The 17,019-nt window shown below is 69.8% G+C and carries 16 protein-coding genes; 10 read left to right on the top strand and 6 right to left on the bottom strand.

Going from position 1 to position 17,019, the window contains the following annotated elements:
• Positions 1–70 precede the first annotated feature (70 nt).
• Positions 71–3,046: an SLBB domain-containing protein gene (locus TSO352_RS34235; protein WP_282183829.1), complete on the bottom strand. Its 2,976-nt coding sequence runs from the start codon at positions 3,044–3,046 to the stop codon at positions 71–73.
• A gap of 273 nt (positions 3,047–3,319) precedes the next feature.
• On the opposite strand from TSO352_RS34235, the gene TSO352_RS06525 reads away from it, so the two are divergent.
• Both TSO352_RS06525 and TSO352_RS06520 read left to right on the top strand, forming a co-directional pair.
• The gene (locus tag TSO352_RS06525) at positions 3,320–4,354 is read left to right on the top strand and encodes a histone deacetylase family protein (RefSeq protein ID WP_109106487.1); all 1,035 of its coding nucleotides are present in this window, start codon (positions 3,320–3,322) and stop codon (positions 4,352–4,354) included.
• A gap of 79 nt (positions 4,355–4,433) precedes the next feature.
• A complete protein-coding gene (locus TSO352_RS06520; protein ID WP_247871927.1) occupies positions 4,434–5,042 on the top strand; it encodes a putative metalloprotease CJM1_0395 family protein in 609 nt (202 codons plus the stop codon).
• Between the two features lie 38 nt (positions 5,043–5,080).
• On the opposite strand, the gene aguB is transcribed toward TSO352_RS06520, so the two are convergent.
• Positions 5,081–5,977: an N-carbamoylputrescine amidase gene (gene aguB / locus TSO352_RS06515; RefSeq protein WP_109106485.1), complete on the bottom strand. Its 897-nt coding sequence runs from the start codon at positions 5,975–5,977 to the stop codon at positions 5,081–5,083.
• Between the two features lie 526 nt (positions 5,978–6,503).
• Between aguB and TSO352_RS06510 the strand changes: the two genes are divergently transcribed.
• Positions 6,504–7,025: a MarR family winged helix-turn-helix transcriptional regulator gene (locus TSO352_RS06510; RefSeq protein WP_109106484.1), complete on the top strand. Its 522-nt coding sequence runs from the start codon at positions 6,504–6,506 to the stop codon at positions 7,023–7,025.
• Positions 7,026–7,251: 226 nt separating this feature from the next.
• On the opposite strand, the gene TSO352_RS06505 is transcribed toward TSO352_RS06510, so the two are convergent.
• Entirely contained in the window at positions 7,252–8,568 is a 1,317-nt protein-coding gene (locus TSO352_RS06505; RefSeq protein WP_109106483.1) for a pentapeptide repeat-containing protein, read from the bottom strand.
• Between the two features lie 208 nt (positions 8,569–8,776).
• Here TSO352_RS06505 and phoU point away from each other — a divergent pair, with 208 nt between their 5' ends.
• Positions 8,777–9,496, top strand: coding sequence for a phosphate signaling complex protein PhoU (gene phoU / locus TSO352_RS06500; RefSeq protein ID WP_109106482.1), 720 nt, complete (start codon positions 8,777–8,779; stop codon positions 9,494–9,496).
• 24 nt (positions 9,497–9,520) lie between these two features.
• Here phoU and TSO352_RS06495 read toward each other — a convergent pair whose 3' ends face one another.
• A complete protein-coding gene (locus TSO352_RS06495; protein ID WP_109106481.1) occupies positions 9,521–10,816 on the bottom strand; it encodes a lytic murein transglycosylase in 1,296 nt (431 codons plus the stop codon).
• Positions 10,817–11,202: 386 nt separating this feature from the next.
• On the opposite strand from TSO352_RS06495, the gene TSO352_RS06490 reads away from it, so the two are divergent.
• Together TSO352_RS06490 and TSO352_RS06485 are read left to right on the top strand one after the other, a co-directional pair.
• The gene (locus tag TSO352_RS06490; RefSeq protein WP_109106480.1) at positions 11,203–12,276 is read left to right on the top strand and encodes a glycosyltransferase; all 1,074 of its coding nucleotides are present in this window, start codon (positions 11,203–11,205) and stop codon (positions 12,274–12,276) included.
• Between the two features lie 138 nt (positions 12,277–12,414).
• Positions 12,415–12,897 (top strand): GNAT family N-acetyltransferase, encoded by a 483-nt coding sequence (locus TSO352_RS06485; RefSeq protein WP_109106479.1) that lies wholly within the window; start codon positions 12,415–12,417, stop codon positions 12,895–12,897.
• 32 nt (positions 12,898–12,929) lie between these two features.
• Here TSO352_RS06485 and TSO352_RS06480 read toward each other — a convergent pair whose 3' ends face one another.
• Together TSO352_RS06480 and TSO352_RS06475 are read right to left on the bottom strand one after the other, a co-directional pair.
• The gene (locus TSO352_RS06480) at positions 12,930–13,145 is read right to left on the bottom strand and encodes a hypothetical protein (RefSeq protein ID WP_109106478.1); all 216 of its coding nucleotides are present in this window, start codon (positions 13,143–13,145) and stop codon (positions 12,930–12,932) included.
• A gap of 405 nt (positions 13,146–13,550) precedes the next feature.
• A complete protein-coding gene (locus TSO352_RS06475) occupies positions 13,551–13,817 on the bottom strand; it encodes a hypothetical protein (RefSeq protein ID WP_109106477.1) in 267 nt (88 codons plus the stop codon).
• 315 nt (positions 13,818–14,132) lie between these two features.
• Between TSO352_RS06475 and fumC the strand changes: the two genes are divergently transcribed.
• From fumC to TSO352_RS06455, 4 genes are all read left to right on the top strand, one after another.
• The gene (gene fumC, locus TSO352_RS06470) at positions 14,133–15,524 is read left to right on the top strand and encodes a class II fumarate hydratase (RefSeq protein WP_109106476.1); all 1,392 of its coding nucleotides are present in this window, start codon (positions 14,133–14,135) and stop codon (positions 15,522–15,524) included.
• A 73-nt stretch (positions 15,525–15,597) separates the two neighbouring features.
• Entirely contained in the window at positions 15,598–15,816 is a 219-nt protein-coding gene (locus TSO352_RS06465) for a ribbon-helix-helix domain-containing protein (protein ID WP_109106475.1), read from the top strand.
• Positions 15,817–15,951: 135 nt separating this feature from the next.
• Positions 15,952–16,674: a DUF599 family protein gene (locus TSO352_RS06460; protein WP_109106474.1), complete on the top strand. Its 723-nt coding sequence runs from the start codon at positions 15,952–15,954 to the stop codon at positions 16,672–16,674.
• A 137-nt stretch (positions 16,675–16,811) separates the two neighbouring features.
• A complete protein-coding gene (locus tag TSO352_RS06455; protein ID WP_109106473.1) occupies positions 16,812–17,012 on the top strand; it encodes a hypothetical protein in 201 nt (66 codons plus the stop codon).
• Positions 17,013–17,019: the final 7 nt, after the last annotated feature.

The following is a 17,019-nucleotide window of genomic DNA, read 5'->3' as shown; positions in this document are numbered from 1 at the left end:
AGGCGCGGGCCGGGCAGGGGGGCGGTCGCCAGCGGACCGGCGGGGTGGTCGGGGTGGGAGGGGGGCGGCGTCATCGCGCGATCACCGAGATCGAGGCGGCGGTGATGGCCAACTGGCTCAGGATGTTGCCGACCGCCTTGGTCACATCCAGCCCGTCGAAGGGACGTGGATCGCGCGGCACCACCAGGATGGAGCCCGGCGGGATCGTCTCCACCCGATGGTTCCAGGACGACAGCGACAGCGGTCGCGCCCGGCCGTCCGGCAGGACCAGGAAGCTGCGGCCGGTGTCGGCGTCGCGCGTCGTCCCGCCGGCCTCGCTCAGATAGTCGTCGGCGCTCTTGCCGCTGACGAACTGGGCGGATGTGGGGTGCAACACCTCGCCGGACACCGCGACGGTCAGCGGCCGTTTGGGGATCACGACGCGGTCGTCCGCCTCCAGCAGCGGGTCCAGCTCCGGCCGGGCGCGCAGCACGGCGGGGTCGGCCTCCACCACCACGCGGCCCAGCGGCTCCGCCCCGCGCAGTTGGGCGGCGAGCTGGCGGGCCAGCGCGATGTTTTCCGCCTTGACCGGTTCGCCCTTCTCGACCTCCAGCGCCAGGGTGCGTTCCAGCTCGCGCGCTTGGCGCTGGAACTGCTCCCGTTCGCGCTGGCGTTCGCTCTCGCGGGTCAGAACGGCGCCGGCGGGGTAGGCGTCGTCCAGCAGGCCGCCGGCCCGCGCGATCAGCGAGGACAGCGTCTCGCCCCGGCCGATGTCGTAGCGGCCGGGCCGCCGCACCGCACCCTGGATGGCGACGGCGCGGGCCTCCAGCGCCTGTGGCCGCGGGTTGACACGCAACGCGTCGCCGGGGCCGACGCCGACCTCCGCGCCGCGCCCCGGCTCCCGGCCGAGGTCGATGCCGCTGCGGGTGCCGGTGGCGCGGGTCAGCTCCAGCGCCGCCGGGTCGGCGTCGGCCGACAATCCGCCGGCGGCGGCGATCAGCGACGACAGCGGCGTCCGGTCGGCGACCGGGTACCCGCCGGGATCACGCACCGCGCCGCGCACCTGCACCGTCCGCTCACCGATCAGCGCGACGATGGCCGGGTCGAGCAGCGCCGACAGCAGGTTCGCGTCGTCGCCGTCCTCGGATTCCGGTGGGACCGCGTCGGGTGCTGCCTTGGTCGTCCCCTTCGCCGCGGCCGTCCTGGCGCCGCCGTCGGCGGGCGGCACCAGGGCGCGGATGTCGTCGACCGCGAACAGGTGGATGCGATCGCCGTCGGCAAGGCTGCGATCGGCCCGCCCGGCGGCGACCTCCTGCGGCGAGAAGGGCAGGAAGGCCCGGGTCAGGGTCCGGCGGTCGAATCGCTCGAGGACGCCCAGCAGCGGGTAGACGTCGCGCTTCAGCGCCTTGCCGCCGGCCAACGCCTGGCGCAGCGTGGCGCCGGCGGTCAACCGGTGGGTGCCGGGATGGCGGACATGGCCGATCAGTTCGTACTGGGCGACGGTCGAATCGACGATAGTCCCAGCCGCCGGATCGGGGTCGGCGGGGCCATCCGTGGCCCGGCCCGCCACCGGGTAGAAGCCGGGGCGCGGGACGCCGGCCAGCCGCAACACCGAATGGCGCAGGGCGAGCGGCAGGAGGTCGGGCACTGTGGCGAACAGCGGCGGGCAGGCACGGCGGGCACCGGTCAGCGTGGCGGCGGCGCGGGCCTGCGGACCGGTGGCGAGCGTCCCGTCCGGTTCCGCCGCCAGCGTCCGGGCCAACACCACCAGCCCGGCGCAGGTCTCATCCGGCGACGGCCGCCCGTCGCGCGACCGGGCGCTGCGCAGCAGGGCGAGCACCGGTTCGGCGGTGAGGAAGTCGACATCCTCCGCCCCCAGCACATACAGGGTGTCGCCTTCCGCCAGCCGACGGCGGTCGCGCCCGTTCAGCACCGCCGACAGATCGACCGGCCGCAGCCGCCGCGCGCCACTGCCCGGGTCGGTGGTCTCCAGCGCGGCGAAGGGCAGGTAGGGGGTGGGCTGCAGATCGGTGCGGGCGACCAGCCCGGCCAGCGTGCGCGTCGGGGGCAGGGCGCGGGGGCCGGGGCGCAGGACATGCCCCTCCAGCCGGACCTCGTTGCGGCGGTCCTCGCGCTGCGGCGCCAACAGCAGCAGGTCGCCGTCGCCGAAGCGGCGGGCGTCCGGATCGGCGATCTCCTCCGTCATCTCCTCGCCCGACGGGCCGATGCCGAACCGCAACAGCCGTGCCCGGCCGGGGCGCAGCGCACCACCGGCGAGGTCGCGCAGTTCCGCCGCCGACAGCGGGCCTTCGCCGGGACCGGTGTTCGGCGGCAGCTCGAAGATGCCCGGCCGCTTCACCGGTCCGGCGACGCCGACGGTGGCCCCCAGAGGCGGCACGAACAGGCGGTCGCCATCGCGCAGGGGCAGATCGGCGTTGCCGGCGCCCTGGCTGCCCGCCACCTGCAGCCCGTAGAGATCAATGACGGTGGGGGCCGCCGCCGGCCCGCTCCGCAGCAGCCGGATGGCGCGCAACGAGCCGGTGCGCTCGACCCCGCCGGCGGCGGACAGCGCGTCCAGCACGGTGGCGAAGGCGCTGACCTCCTGCCGGCCGGGGCGGCGCACCGCGCCGGTGACCACCACTCCGATCCGCCGCACCTCCGCCAGCGAGGCGAAGCTGTCGGTGTTGGGCCATGTCGCGGCGACGGCCGCCGCCAGCTCGCGCCGCAGCCCGTCCAGCGTCAGCCCGGCGGCGGTCACCGGGCGCAGGTCGTCGACCAGCAGTTGACCGTTGCGGTCGATGGGAAAGCGCTTGCTGAAGGATTTCTGGCCGCGCAGCGTCACCAGGAGCGCGTCGCCGGTGTTCAGCACATAGTCGCCCTGGATCGCGCCGGGCGCCACGTTGTCGCCGGTCCCCGGCTCGGCGGTGGCGGCGAACAGGTCGTAGCCGAACTGGCGCAGCGGCTCGCCGGCACGGGCGGAGAAGGCGGATTCGAGCGGCGACGGTTGCGGCAATGGAGGATCGCTGCGCGTCGGCCCGGCGGCCAACACGGCGCACGCCCACAGCATCAGCGCCGTCCCCGGCGCCAGACGGGCGAATATCCTGCACGCAGCAGACAACATCGGATGTCAAACAACCCCAATCACCACCCGCACGGCGCGAACAGTGAGCAAAGAACACTATTGCGTGCGATTCGGCGAAAGGCAATGCCCTGCATCCGGGGCGCCATGCAAAAGGGCGGGATCCGCCGCTGCGGCGCCGGGGCTATCATCGCCGCACCCTGCCGCCGCAACGGGGTGCTTCCGCCCCGATTGCGCGGCTTTGCCAAGGATACACCCGGCGTGATCGTCATCCACAGCGAAGAGCATCGGCTCCAGTCCGGCCGGTCCGAACTGAACGATGGGCAACTCGTTCCCTGCTATGAGAAGCCGGCGCGCGCCGACATCGTCCGCGCCCGCCTCGACGCGGTCGGGGTCGGCCCGATCGTCGAACCCACCCGCCACGGTCTGGCGCCGCTGGAACGGGTCCACGACGCCGGCTATCTCGGCTTCCTCCAGACCGCCTGGGACGAGTGGGTGGCGGAGCACAGCGCCGACATCGACGCCCTGCCGCTGAACTGGGTGGCGCCGGGCATGACGCGGCGGCGGGTGCCGCGCTCCATCGACGGGCGGCTCGGCCACTACTCGTTCGACGCCGGCACGCCGATCACCGCCGGCACCTGGCGCGCTGCGACGGCCGCCGCCGACTGCGCGCTGACCGGGGCCGACCGGCTGCGCGCCGGCGACCGCGGCGCCTTCGCCCTGTGCCGACCGCCGGGACACCACGCCGGCCACGCCTTCTACGGCGGCTATTGCTTCCTGAACAACGCGGCGGTCGCGGCGCAGTCGCTGCGCGACGGCGGCGCGGCGCGGGTGGCGGTGCTCGACGTCGACTACCACCACGGCAACGGCACGCAGGAGATCTTCTGGGAGCGCGGCGACGTGCTGTTCGTGTCGCTGCACGCCGACCCGGCCGACGAATTCCCCTATTTCTGCGGCCACGCCGACGAAACCGGGGCCGGGGCGGGCGAGGGCGCCAACCTGAACCTGACGCTGCCCTGGGGCACCGACTGGGCGGTCTACGGCGCGGCGCTGGACGTCGCCGCCCGGCGCATCCGCGCGTTTGCGCCGGACGCACTGGTGCTGTCGCTGGGCGCCGACACCTACGGCGGCGACCCGATTTCACGCTTCCGTCTGCTGTCGGAGGATTTCCTGCGGATGGGCGCCGCCATCGCCGGCATCGGCCTGCCGACGCTGTTCGTGATGGAGGGCGGCTATGCCGTCGACGATCTCGGCGTCAACGTCGCGAACGTGCTGACCGGCTTCACGAACGCGTGACCCGATCGCCGCGCCATTGCCGAAGCGGCCGATTCGTCCTAAATTTCGGATAGGTTCGGCCGCGTGAAGGACGCCGGCGGTGGCTGTCGACGTTTCCATATCCAGCCTGTCCATCGGGACCTACGCCACCCCCCGCACAACGACCATGCGGGGGGACGGCAAAACCGCGCCCTCCGGCAAGGACGCCGCGGCGGACGGCGGTGGTTCGGGCAAAGCCTCGTCCGCGACCACGGTGACGCTGTCCGACGCCGCGCAGCAGCAGGTCCAGAAGCTCAAGCAGGCCGACACCAGCGTCCGCCAGCACGAGGCGGCGCACCAGGCGGCCGGCGGCAGCAACGCCGGCGGTGCCTCCTTCACCTACACCCGCGGCCCGGACGGCAAGAACTACGCCACCGCCGGCGAGGTGCCGATCGACATCAGCCCGGAGGGGGAGCCGGCGGCCACCATCGCCAAGATGGAGCAGGTCAAGGCCGCGGCCCTCGCCCCCGCCGATCCCTCGGCGCAGGACGTGCGCGTCGCCGCCCAGGCCGACGCCGCCAAGCTGCAAGCCCAGGCGGAGCAGCGCCAGCAAGGGGGCGGGCCGGGTGCCGGCGGCAGCTCCGTCCGCGCCAGCGCCACCGCCGCCTATGGCGCGGCGCAGGCGCTGGGGCGGTCCGACGGCCAGCGCGGGAGCGGACTGGTGGTGTGACGGACGGGCGGGGGCGTCGGGCGCCCCCGCCGCCCGCGTCAGCGCCGCGGCGTCGTCTCGCCGTCCAGGGTCAGCAGGGCGCCGTACAGCTCCGGCCGGCGGTCGCGGAACAGGCCCCAGGAGGCGCGCTGTGCGGCGATGCGGTCGAGGTCGAAGCTGGCGGTCAGCACGGCCCGGCTCTCGCGGTCGGCCTGCGCCACGATCTCGCCCTGCGGCCCGGCGATGAAGGACGAACCGTAGAAGGTCAGCGCGCAGCTGTCCCCCTGCTCGACTCCGACCCGGTTGGAGGCGACCAGCGGCATCAGGTTGGCGCCGGCGTGGCCCTGCATCACCCGCGTCCAGTGGCCCTGGCTGTCGATCGAGGCATCCTGCGGCTCCGACCCGATGGCGGTGGGGTAGAGCAGGATCTCGGCCCCCTTCAACGCCATGACGCGGGCGGTTTCCGGGAACCACTGGTCCCAGCAGATGGCGCAGCCGACGGTGGCGTAGCGGGTCTTGAACACCGGAATCCCGGTGTCGCCGGGGCTGAAATAGTACTTCTCCTGATAGCCCGGGCCATCGGGGATGTGGGACTTGCGATAGACGCCCAGCACGCTGCCGTCGGCGTCGACCATCGCCATCGAGTTGTAATAGGCGTTGCGCGCCCGCTCGAAGAAGCTGACCGGGATCACCACCGACAGTTCGCGGGCCAGCGCGCTCATCCGCTCGATCACCGGATGGCCCTCGGCCGGGGCGGCCAAGTCGAACAGCGACTGCTTCTGGTCCTTGCAGAAATAGGGCGTCTCGAACAGCTCCTGCGGCAGGATGATCCGGGCACCCTTGCCGGCGGCTTCGCGAATCAGCGATTCGACGCCGTCGACGTTGGCGGCGCGATCCCAACTGCACGCCATCTGGGTCGCGGCGACGGTGACGATACGGGGCGGGGCGGCGGTCATGGCGGGCGCTGGCTCCTCTTGTCCGTGCGTTTGCGTTGAGGTGATCGGGGGTTGTGTGACCAAAGGCCGCGGCGAAAACAAGCAACCTTAACGGTTTGTCGAAACTTTTAGCGAAATATTCACATTCGGCCGCTGCTTTGATGCGTATTTGAGACGTATCGGGCAAGTAAAGGCCACAGTCTTTGCAGTGTTGATGTGGCCTCTCATATCGGGATATGGGGTTGCGGGCGCTCTTGAAAAAGATCGGTCCAATGCGCTGCGGAGCATCGGGGGATTTTACGGATCGCTTCTGTTTTAGCTTCCTGGGCGTTGATGCTGATCAGCGACATATCATTGCATGTCTGACAGCGCAGCCTGCGCATTTGATTTGCGCTTTGCGTGCAGCACGTTATGATTGGATTGACGCAGCCATGCCCGCTCGTGCCAAGGTGGCGGTGTCCCCGTTGGTCGTGACGCCCCCTCGCGGGGCCGAGTCGGTGAACGGGATGGTTGTGGGCACGGGAACGACGGCAGAGAGATTGTCGGTATGGAGGGGTCTGTCAAGGGGTGGGAGCCCGCAAACCCCGGTGATTCGGGGAGTGCGGCCGGTTCGGACGACGGTGCGTTATCGTTCGTCGTCCGCGAGGTGAACCGCGCCTTCGCCCGCGCCCTTCAAACGCGCATCGCGCGGTCGGGCGTCAGCATGGGGCAGTGGTTCTTCCTGCGCGCCCTGTGGGAAGAGGACGGGCTGACCCAGCGCGAGTTGAGCCACCGCGTCGGCATGATGGAGCCGACGACCGTCACCGCTGTGAACGTGATGGAAAGCCAGGGGCTGGTCCAGCGGGTGCGCAACACCCACGACCGCCGCAAGATGAACATCTTCCTGACCGACAAGGGGCGGGAGTTGCGCGACGCCATGATGCCCAGCGCGGCGGAGATCGCCGCCCTCGCCATCGACGGCATCGCGCCGGCGGAGTTGGCGTTGACTCTCGACGTGCTGCGGCGGGTCGGTGCGAACCTGAACGCCGTGTCGGCCGCCGCCAGGGAAGCGGGCGAGCACGAAGCGTGAGTTGACGGGGGATGGTGCCGGTGTCGGTGCCCCATGGTCCCAAGCGGCCGAACCCCGATTGCCGGCGTCTCAATGCGCTCCCCGCGAAGGCGGGGATCAAGCCCTTTTCAGAACGAAGCCAAACGGGTAAGCCGGGATCGCGTCGGCATGGGAATGGCGGGCGCCATGGTTGGGCTCACCAAAGGGCATGGCGACAGCGCGAACCGCCGCCGGGTGTCCCGAAGGCTCAGTCGTCGTCCGGATCGGGCGGCGGCGGCAGGCTGGCGCCGGTCAGGTTGGCGCCGGTGAAACGGGCGTCGCGGATGTTGGCGTCGCTCAGGATCGCGCCGGTCAGGTTGGCGTTGCTGAAGTCGCAGCCGGCCAGATTGGCGCCGCGCAGGTTGGTGCGGACGCAGGAACTGCCGGTCAGCCGCGCCCCGGTCAGGTTCGCCGCCCACAGCCGGCCGGTCGGCTGGCCGTCCGGTCCCTTGATGTCGACCCAGCCGATGCCGGCGCCGTCCAGCCGCGCGCCGTCCATGTTGGCGCTGCGCAGGTTGGCGCCGTCGAGGATCGCCCCGGTGAAGTCGGCATCGGCCAGGACCGCTTCGGAGATGTCGCACATGATCAGCAGCGACTCGCGCATCTTGGCGCCGCTGAGGTTGGCCCGCTTCAGGTTGGCGCCGGACAGGTTCACGCCGGACAGGTCGATGTGGGTCAGGTCGGCGCCGGTCAGGTCGGCGCGGGCGCCCATCGTCCCGTTGGTGTTGATCCAGGTGTAGTGGCTGTGCAGCGCCTGCTGGATCTGGACCGAGAAGTTGTCGGCCGACCGGGCCAGGTTGGCGCCGGTGGTGTCGGCCCCGGCCAGATCGGCGCCCTCCAGCTTGGCGCCTTGCAGGTCGGCGTTGCGCAGGTTGGCGCCGGCCAGCATCGCCCCGGTCAGGTTGGCGTCGCGCAGAACCGCCCCTTGCAGGTTGACGCCCGACATGTTGCTGCCGCGCAGGTCGGCGCGGGCGAGGTTGCAGCTTTTCATGCTGGCGCGCATCAGCGTGGCGCCGGTCAACAGCGCGCCTTCGCAGTCGGCGCCGTTCATCGACACGTCGGTCAGGTCGGCGCCCGACAGGTTGGCGTTGGTCAGCGAGGCGTCGTCGAAGTCGCTGCCGGCCAGGTCGGAACGGACGAAATCCAGCCCCCGGCCGCCGCCCTTGCCGCCGGGGCCGCCATACAGCAGGGCGCCGCCGCGCAGGTCGGCCTCTTTCAGGATGGCGCGCTTCATCTTGGCGCCGCGCATGTGGGCGCCGCGCAGGTCGGCGCGGTAGAGGTTGCAGCCGGACAGGTCGGCCTTGGTCAGGTGCGCCGCGAACAGGTCGGCGGTGCTGAGGTTGGCGTTGGACAGGTCGCAGTGGGACAGGTTGGCGCCGGACAGCTTGGCCTGCGCCAGATTGACCCCGGACAGGTTGGACCCCTCCATGTTGGACATGGTCAGGTTGGCGCGCGAACCGCCCGACTTGTTCTTCAGCCAGCGCTCGTGCTTTTCCAGCACGGCAACCAATTCGTGCGGTGTCATCGGTCCGGTCCGGTCTGCCTGGTTGCGCTCCCCATCGATAGACCAGTGTCGGAAAATATTCTATGCCAAAGGTTAAGGCTGGGCCAAAGGTTAAGGCCGGGCCAAAGGTTAAGGCAAGGCTGTGCCGGCGACCGCTTGGCGCGGCGCGCGTCCGGCCCCATCTGCGGATGCGGCTGGAAAACGCCTTGGGAATGAGAGGATTGCGATCATGTCCGCTGGACACACCGTCGCGGCGTTCGACGCCGAACTGGCCGCCCTGCGGGCGACCGTCGACCGCATGGGCGAGCTGGTCGAACGGCAGTTCGCCCACGCGCTCGAGTCGCTGGCCGGCCCCGACGCCGACGTCGCGGCGGAGGTGCTGAAGGGCGACGCCGAGATCGACCGGCTGGAGGTCGAGGTGGAGGCGATGACCGTCCGCCTGCTGGCCCTGCGCCAGCCGATGGCCAAGGATCTGCGCGAGATCATCGCGGCGCTGAAGATCGCCTCCAACCTGGAGCGCATGGGCGATTTCGCCGGATCGGTGGCGAAGCGCGCGGTCACCCTGGCGACTCTGCCGGTGGCGCCGCCGGTGTCGTCGCTGATCCGGATGGGCCGCACGGTGCAGGAGATGATCGGCGACATGCGCCGCGCCTACAGCACCCAGGACGCCGATCTGGCGGCCGCCGTCCGCGACCGCGACGGCGAGGTCGACGACGCCTACACCAGCCTGTTCCGCGAGTTCCTGACCTACATGATGGAGGCGCCGGCGCAGATCACCGGCTGCACCCACCTGCTGTTCGCCGCCAAGTCGATCGAGCGGATCGGCGACCACGCCACCAACGTCGCCGAGAATGTCAGCTTCCTGGTCAAGGGGCGGCTGCCGGCGGACGAGCGGCGCAAGGGTGACCTCAGCAGCTACGCCGTGGCGCCGCCGTCCGAAACGGCCTGAGGTTTCCGGCCTGAAGCGACCGCGTCACGACCGCTGGCGCAGCCGCTCCAGCAGGCCCTTGGTGGCGAAGCCGTCGGGGATCTCGCCGATGGAGCCCTGGAAGCGGCGCACCGCGTTGCGGGTGTTGGCGCCGACGATGCCGTCGGCGCTGCCCGGCTCCAGCCCCAGGGCGGCCAGCCGTTGCTGCAGGTCGATCCGCTCGTCCTTGCTCAGCGCCTGCTCCTGGCGCGGCCAACTGCCCAGCACGCCGGGGCGGCCGGCCATGCGGTCGGCCAGCAGGGCGACGGCCAGCGCGTAGCTGGTCGACGGGTTGTAGCGCATGATCGCGCGGAAATTCTCGCGCACCAGGAAGGCCGGCCCCTGGTGCCCGGCGAGCACGATGATCGCCGCCGGGGCATCGCCCGTCAGCTCCGCCCCGCCGGCCGGGACCACGCCCATCCGCCGCCATTCCGACACCGGCTTGACGATGGTCAGCTCCGCCTGGTCGTAGGGGAAGCCGCCGGGCAGCCGCACCTCCTGGCCCCAGGGCTCGCCGGGTTTCCAGCCGTTGGCCAGGACGAACTTGGCGGTGGAGGCCAGGACGTCGGGCATGCTGTTCCAGATGTCGCGGTGGCTGTCGCCGTCCTCGTCCACCGCGTTCTTCAGGAAGACGGTCGGCATGAACTGGGTCTGCCCCATGGCGCCGGCCCAGGACCCGGTCATGCGTTCGGGCGCGATGTCGCCGGAATCGAGGATGCGCAGGGCCGCCAGCAGTTCCGACCGGAAATAGCTGGCGCGCCGCCCCTCGTAGGCGAGCGTGGTCAGCGCGTCGATCACCGAGAAGTTGCCGGTCGATTTGCCGAAATCGGATTCGACACCCCAGAAGGCCGTCAGGATCTCCGCCGGAACGCCGGTGCGGCGGGTGATGCGATTCAGCAACGCCGCGTGTTCCTGCATCTTCTCCCGGCCGGCCTGGACACGCTTTTCATTCACGGCGCTGTCCAAATACTGCCACACTTGCCGGGTGAACTCGGGTTGGCTGGAATCCAGTTCGACGACGCGGTCGGACAGTTGCACGCGCTGGAAGGCGCGGTCGAAGGTCTGGGCGCGGATGCCCTGGCTCATCGCCTCGGTGCGCAGCGCGGCCAGCCATTGCGGGAAGGGCACGGCCGGTTGGGCGACCGCCGGGGTCAGCGGCGCCTGGGTCGCACCTTGGGCGGCGGCCTGGGTCGCCGGGACACCGGTCGAGGCGACCGGCGCGGTGACGCCGGTGCTCTGGCAGCCGGCCACGAGGAGCGTGGCGAGAAGGAGGCGGGCGGAATGACGGGGCGGGAATCGCATGCGCTCGACCGTGGTCTCTGGGGAAGCCGGAGCGTGACCCTAGGGCGCCGGGCCGCGCCGCTCAACCGCGAAATCGGTAACCCTGGGATTGGGCGGCCGTCGCGCTTGCACAGCCGGCGGACCGGTCCATATCTCAAGTCATGCCGACAGTTTCACGCGCCGTTCGGCGTCTCTCGTCCGCCGCCGGACCCTCACCTGGAACCCGGCCGTCGCCGGCCGCGTTGATCGGGTGATGACGGTTCGCGGTGATGACCTGAGGAGAGCGGCCCGACGACGCCAGTTCGACAACATCGAGTTCCACACCATCGATTCGACAGCGGTGGCTCGATCGCGGTGGTTCGATCCGGGACCGCCTTCTGCCACGGAATGCCAAGGGTGTCGACGCCATGAAAATCGTGATCTTCGGCTTGACCACCGGGTACCGCCGCGACGGCGGGCACAATGTGCGCTGGCGCGCGCTGATCCAGGCGCTGGCCAACCGGGGCCATCGCGTGGTCGCGGTGGAACGCGCCGGGCCGGACGCCGCGTCCGACGCGCCCTGGGCGATTCCCGGCGGCGACGTGCTGACCTATCAGGATTGGGACGCCGTCGCGGTCGAGGCTGCGGCCCAGGCCGACGATGCCGGGGTGGCGCTGGTCGTGGCGCATGGGCCGGACGCCCGCGCCGCCGCCGACCTCGTCCGCAACTCCAAGGCGGTGCGCCACGCGCTCTACGATCCGGAGGCGCCGGTCACCCTGGCCGCGCTGGAGGCCGGGGAGACGGTGGCCCATCTGCCGGCCGACGGGCTGGGCGGCTTCGACATCGTGCTGGCCTCCTGCGGTGGGCCGGCGCTGGAACGCTACCGGGGCAAGGCCGGGGCGACGGCGGTGGCGCCGCTCTATCCCTGGATCGTGCCGGAGGCGCACAAGGCCGGCGATTTCCGGCGCGAGTATCTGGGCGACCTCTGCTGCATCGTCGCCGGACCCGAGGGCATCCGCGAGGGGCTGGACCGCTTCTTCATCGATCCGGCGTTGCGGTTGACCCGGCGGCGCTTCGTTCTGGTCGGCGCCGACCTGCCGGACGGCGTGCCGAAGGCGTCCAACATCCTGACCTTCCCCGACCTCGACCCGGCGCAGCACGCCGACGTGCTGGCCTCGGCCAATCTGGCGCTGACGCTGGCGCGCGACGACGAGCGGCGGATCGGCTGGTGCCCGTCGGACCGGCTGTTCGCCGCCGCCGCCTGCGGCTCCGCCATCGTCGCCGACCAGTGGGACGGGCTGGAGAACTTCTTCGAGCCCGGCCGCGAGATCCTGGTGGCCGCCCAGACCGACGACGTCACCACGGCGATGATGCTGCCGCGCGACCACCTGACCGATTTGGGACGCCGGGCGCGCAAGCGGGTGCTGGCCGAACACAGCGCCGAGCGGCGGGTGCAGGAACTGCGCAGCATCCTGGACCTGAAGGGTGGCGGCGACGACTGAACGGAACGCCGGCCGGGACGCGCCACACCGGACGCGCCATACGGAACGAGTTGATGCGGAACCAGGGGGAGCGGTCTATCGTCCGCTCCCTTTGTCGTTCTTGTGTTTCCCATCCTGGCCAGGGAGAGCCGCTGTCCGATGCCGTCCGTCACCATCCGCCCCGCCGTCGAGGCCGATTGTCCAACCATCCTGCGGTTCGTCCACGAACTGGCGGCGTTCGAGAACGAGGCCGACGCGGTCAAGGCGACCGAGGAGGATTTCCGCCGCGACGGCTGGGGAGAGCAGCCGGTGTTCGAGGCGTTGATCGCCGAACTGGACGGCGTGCCGGTCGGTTTCGCCCTGACCTTCCGCAACTTCTCGACCTGGGAGGGGCGGCCGGGCCTGTTCGTCGAGGACCTCTACGTCACGCCGGACGCGCGGCGCTACGGCGTCGGGCGCAGGCTGCTGGCCACGGTCGCCCAACGGGCGGTCGAACGCGGGTATCGCCGCGTGGACCTGAACGTGCTGGACTGGAACCCGGCGCGCGGCTTCTACGACCGGATCGGCTTCCGGCAGATGAAGGAATGGCTGCCCTATCGCCTGAGCGGCGACGCGCTGGCGGCCCTGGCCGTGGAGGGGTGACGACGCCTGGCGGCGGGAACCCGGGCGGGAGATCAGGCGGCGCGGTTGAGGGCGGTCGTGCCGATCATCTCGGCATAGTCGGCGCGCTCCGAACGCAGGCTGGACAGCAGATCGACCAGGCTGTCGCGGACGAAGGCGTCGTCCTGCTCGACGATCGTGTCCTCGGTCAGCCGGATAAACTCGTTGAGAAGTGCAATGTGGGCCACGGACGATGCGGTGATCTTCTTCGAGTTGATGGCGTCGATCATGTAATTCTCCCTTGGCCTGAGCATTCCCGATGTCTCAATAGAGCCATCGGCTCGGTTAACGACTTCCTAACGGAGCTATGCGGCAGGTCGTATCTTGAGGGGTACTTCCGATCTTTGGGCATAGTGTCTATGACTATCCCGATGAGTTACCCCTTCCGCTTCAAATCGCGGCTTGAATCCTGCTGCATAGGGTGAGGTGGGACACGGTGACGTCTGCTGTGCCCACTCTCAACACCTGTCGCTATGTCCGGTTGCTCAGAGCGCCCGAGGGAATTGGAGGGAGTGTCTACCAAAGGGTGCAGTCCCGCCACCCGTTGGATGGACGAATGGTGGTGCCACCGGCACGGGCGCGCCCTTCCGGGAGAGCCCGCGCCGGGAGCGGGCGCTGTCGGCGGAACGCGGAGATCAGGCGGCGCGACGGCTGGCGTCGAGCCGGTCGCGGCCGTCGGCACGCTCCAGCGCGCGGGCGACGAGGTCGTCGAACAGGTCGCCGACGTGAACGGCCGGGGCGGGCCGGTCCAGCCGCGCGCCACGGCTGGCGACCATCGGGCCCTCCATCAGGACGGAGCCTTCCTCGCCGGGACCGAGGACACGCCAGCCGCGGCTTTTCATGTCGGCGACGCGGGTCCGGGCGATGAACGCGCGGATATGTTCCGGTGCGAGATCGTTCATGGTTGAAGTCCCCCAATCGTCACGGTCGCCGTCGCGATGCGGCGTTCCGAACCCGAATCCCGGACCCCATTTCCGGGGCGACACGTCCAGGGCAACATCGGGCCGTTCCAAGAAAGCGTACGGAAGAAGAAGGAACACAACAAGAACAAATTAGGGGAGCCGGCAAGGTTTCGTCGGATGTCGCCCCTGCGGCGGCCGGGGAACCTTGGCTGTTCCCCTTGTCGTTCGGCCGTCCACTCCAAAGATCAGGCTGGGCGGGAGCGATTGCAACCCGCCCCTTCGAGATCAAAAGCGGCGATCAGGAAAGGTCCAGCCATGAGCGGCGTCCGCACCGAAACCGACAGCTTCGGCCCCATCGAGGTCCCCGCGGACCGTTATTGGGGCGCGCAGACCCAGCGCTCCCTGCAGAATTTCCGCATCGGCGGCGAACGCATGCCGCCCGCGCTGGTCAGCGCCCTGGGCATCCAGAAACGCGCGGCGGCCGTCGCCAACATGAAGCTGGGCGCGCTCGACCCCACGCACGGCGTCGCCATCATCACCGCGGCGGAGGAGGTGATCGACGGCCGGCTGGCCGACCATTTCCCGCTGGTGGTGTGGCAGACCGGCTCCGGCACCCAGTCGAACATGAACGCCAACGAGGTGATCGCCAACCGCGCCATCGAGCAACTGGGCGGCACCATGGGGTCGAAGACGCCGATCCATCCCAACGACCACGTCAACATGGGGCAGTCGTCCAACGACAGCTTCCCCACCGCGATGCACATCGCCGCCGCCGACCAGATCGTCCACAGCCTGATCCCGGCGCTGGAGCGTCTGCGCACCGCGCTGGACGCCAAGGCCGGGGCCTTCGAGGACATCGTCAAGATCGGCCGCACCCACCTGCAGGACGCCACGCCGCTGACGCTGGGGCAGGAGTTCTCGGGCTATGCGGCGCAGGTGTCCTACGGCATCGGCCGGCTGCGCGGGTCGCTGCCGCAGCTCTACCGGCTGGCGCAGGGCGGCACGGCGGTCGGCACCGGGCTGAACGCCAAGCCGGGCTTCGCCGAGGCCTTCGCCGAGGAGGTGGCGGCCTTCACCGGTCTGCCCTTCGTCACGGCGGAGAACAAGTTCGAGGCGTTGGCGACCCATGATTCGCTGGTCGACGTCCACGGCCACCTGAACACGCTGGCGGTGTCGCTGATGAAGATCGCCAACGACATCCGCATGCTGGGCTCCGGCCCGCGGTCGGGCATCGGCGAACTGTCGCTGCCGGAGAACGAGCCGGGATCCTCGATCATGCCCGGCAAGGTCAACCCGACCCAGTCGGAGGCGATGACGATGGTCTGCGCCCAGGTGATGGGCAACCACACCACCGTGACCGTCGCCGGCGCCACCGGCCATTTCGAGCTGAACGTGTTCAAGCCGGTGATCGCCTACAACGTGCTGCAATCGATCCGCCTGCTGGCCGACGCGGCGGTCAGCTTCACCGACAACTGCGTCGTCGGCATCGAGGCCAACCGCGAGCGGATCGCCAGGCTGGTGGCCGACAGCCTGATGCTGGTGACCGCGTTGAACCCCCACATCGGCTATGACAACGCCGCGAAGATCGCCAAGAAGGCCCACAAGGAAGGGACAAGCCTAAAGGAGGCCGGACGGGCGCTTGGACTCCTGACGGATGAGCAATTCGATCAATGGGTTCGCCCCGAACGGATGGTTGGTCCCGGCTAAGCTCCGGGTTAGGGTGGGGCCGTGCCGGTGTTGCGGTGCGGTCCCGGTCCCTATCATGGGTGCGTGCGTGATCATGAAGAAGCGTTCGGTGCTGATCGCCGGCCATCCGACCAGCGTCTCGCTGGAGGAGGAGTTCTGGGACGCCTTGAAGGCGGTGGCCCAGGCGCGCGGCCTGTCGGTGAACGCCCTGATCGAGGAGATCGACCAGACCCGCACCGGCAACCTGTCCAGCGCCATCCGCGTCCATGTGCTGAAGGCGGTGCAGGCCCGGCCGCCGGGGTCGGACGGCTGAAGCGGCGGGAACGGCGGCGGGAGCGGGTGAAGAGCGGGGGCTGGGCGCGATCCGTGGCGGGTGGACACCCGACCCGTGCCAGCGTACACGGGTGCGGGCCAGCCGGCTCCCCCCTTGGTTTGCGAACGCCCGACCATGCCGCCCGACGCCTCCTCGCTCGACTTCTTCGCCTTCGCCTGGTTCGTGATCAGCTGGGTCGGCTTCACCGTCATCCAGGACCATCTGCTGACCGGCCGCCGCATGGTCAACCAGCATCTGAAGGTGGTGCGCCGTCACTGGATCGAGCGGATGCTGGAGCGCGACAACCGCATCATCGATTCGCAGTTGGTCGGCCACATCATGCACAGCTGCACCTTCTTCGCCTCCACCAACATGCTGGTGCTGGCCGGTCTCGTCGGCTCGTTCGGCGCGATGGACCATGCGCAGGAGCTGGTGTCCAACCTGTCCTTCACCGTGAAGACCACGCGCCAGCTGTTCGAGATCAAGATGCTGCTGATGGTGGTGATCTTCACCTTCGGCTTCTTCAAGTTCACCTGGGCGCTGCGCCAGTACAATTACTGTTGCGCCCTGATCGGGTCGGCGCCGATGCCGCCGGTCGCCCGTGACGACCGCAAGTTCATCGCCGCCGCCATCAGCGAGGCGCTGACCCTGGCGATCACCGCGCTCAACGGCGGCATGCGCTCCTATTACTTCGCGCTGGCGGCACTGGCCTGGATCATCGGTCCGGTTCCATTCCTGCTCGCCACCACCGCCGTCATCGTGGTTCTTACCCGTCGGCAGGCATTTTCTGCCACGGAGAAGGTCATCCGCGTTCAGACCGACTGGTTGGAGAGAAACGATTCAAGCGAACGTAAATAACAAATAAAATACCACGCGAAAGAAGAGATCTGCGACAGAATATCCTCTACCCTGACGCGAGCTGGGGTGTTTCAGTGTCATCGTTGTGCAACGCACCGCGACGACCGTCCAGGAACGCAGGAAGAGTGAGGGCGACGATGAACGCCGATACCGCAGTGGCCATCATGGAATCGCTGGACGAGGCCGAAGACCTGTTGCGCCGCATGCGGCTGCGCGACGGCCGGCCGGGCCGCGACGCGCTGGCCCGCAACCGGGAACTTCTTGAGGCCGCACGCCGCCGCCTCGAACAGGTCCACGCCGTCCAGCGCTTGGGCGATTTCGCACCAGCGCGGGCGTAACCGGCAC

Origin of the sequence: Azospirillum sp. TSO35-2 (assembly GCF_003116095.1) — a bacterium.
In the GTDB taxonomy this organism is placed as follows: Bacteria; Pseudomonadota; Alphaproteobacteria; order Azospirillales; family Azospirillaceae; genus Azospirillum.
The sequence above is the reverse complement of the archived record's forward strand: the minus strand, read 5'-3'. Positions and strand labels throughout refer to the sequence as shown.

Excerpts from the sequence above, each read along its gene's own strand:
- TSO352_RS06495 (WP_109106481.1), bottom strand. The coding sequence starts at position 10,816 with ATGCGATTCCCGCCCCGTCATTCCGCCCGCCTCCTTCTCGCCACGCTC.
- TSO352_RS06480 (WP_109106478.1), bottom strand. The coding sequence starts at position 13,145 with ATGATCGACGCCATCAACTCGAAGAAGATCACCGCATCGTCCGTGGCC.
- TSO352_RS06465 (WP_109106475.1), top strand. The coding sequence starts at position 15,598 with ATGAAGAAGCGTTCGGTGCTGATCGCCGGCCATCCGACCAGCGTCTCG.
- phoU (WP_109106482.1), top strand. The coding sequence starts at position 8,777 with ATGTCCGCTGGACACACCGTCGCGGCGTTCGACGCCGAACTGGCCGCC.
- TSO352_RS06455 (WP_109106473.1), top strand. The coding sequence starts at position 16,812 with ATGAACGCCGATACCGCAGTGGCCATCATGGAATCGCTGGACGAGGCC.
- aguB (WP_109106485.1), bottom strand. The coding sequence starts at position 5,977 with ATGACCGCCGCCCCGCCCCGTATCGTCACCGTCGCCGCGACCCAGATG.
- TSO352_RS06505 (WP_109106483.1), bottom strand. The coding sequence starts at position 8,568 with ATGACACCGCACGAATTGGTTGCCGTGCTGGAAAAGCACGAGCGCTGG.
- TSO352_RS06485 (WP_109106479.1), top strand. The coding sequence starts at position 12,415 with ATGCCGTCCGTCACCATCCGCCCCGCCGTCGAGGCCGATTGTCCAACC.
- TSO352_RS06510 (WP_109106484.1), top strand. The coding sequence starts at position 6,504 with ATGGAGGGGTCTGTCAAGGGGTGGGAGCCCGCAAACCCCGGTGATTCG.
- TSO352_RS06490 (WP_109106480.1), top strand. The coding sequence starts at position 11,203 with ATGAAAATCGTGATCTTCGGCTTGACCACCGGGTACCGCCGCGACGGC.
- TSO352_RS34235 (WP_282183829.1), bottom strand. The coding sequence starts at position 3,046 with ATGCTGTGGGCGTGCGCCGTGTTGGCCGCCGGGCCGACGCGCAGCGAT.
- TSO352_RS06460 (WP_109106474.1), top strand. The coding sequence starts at position 15,952 with ATGCCGCCCGACGCCTCCTCGCTCGACTTCTTCGCCTTCGCCTGGTTC.
- fumC (WP_109106476.1), top strand. The coding sequence starts at position 14,133 with ATGAGCGGCGTCCGCACCGAAACCGACAGCTTCGGCCCCATCGAGGTC.
- TSO352_RS06475 (WP_109106477.1), bottom strand. The coding sequence starts at position 13,817 with ATGAACGATCTCGCACCGGAACATATCCGCGCGTTCATCGCCCGGACC.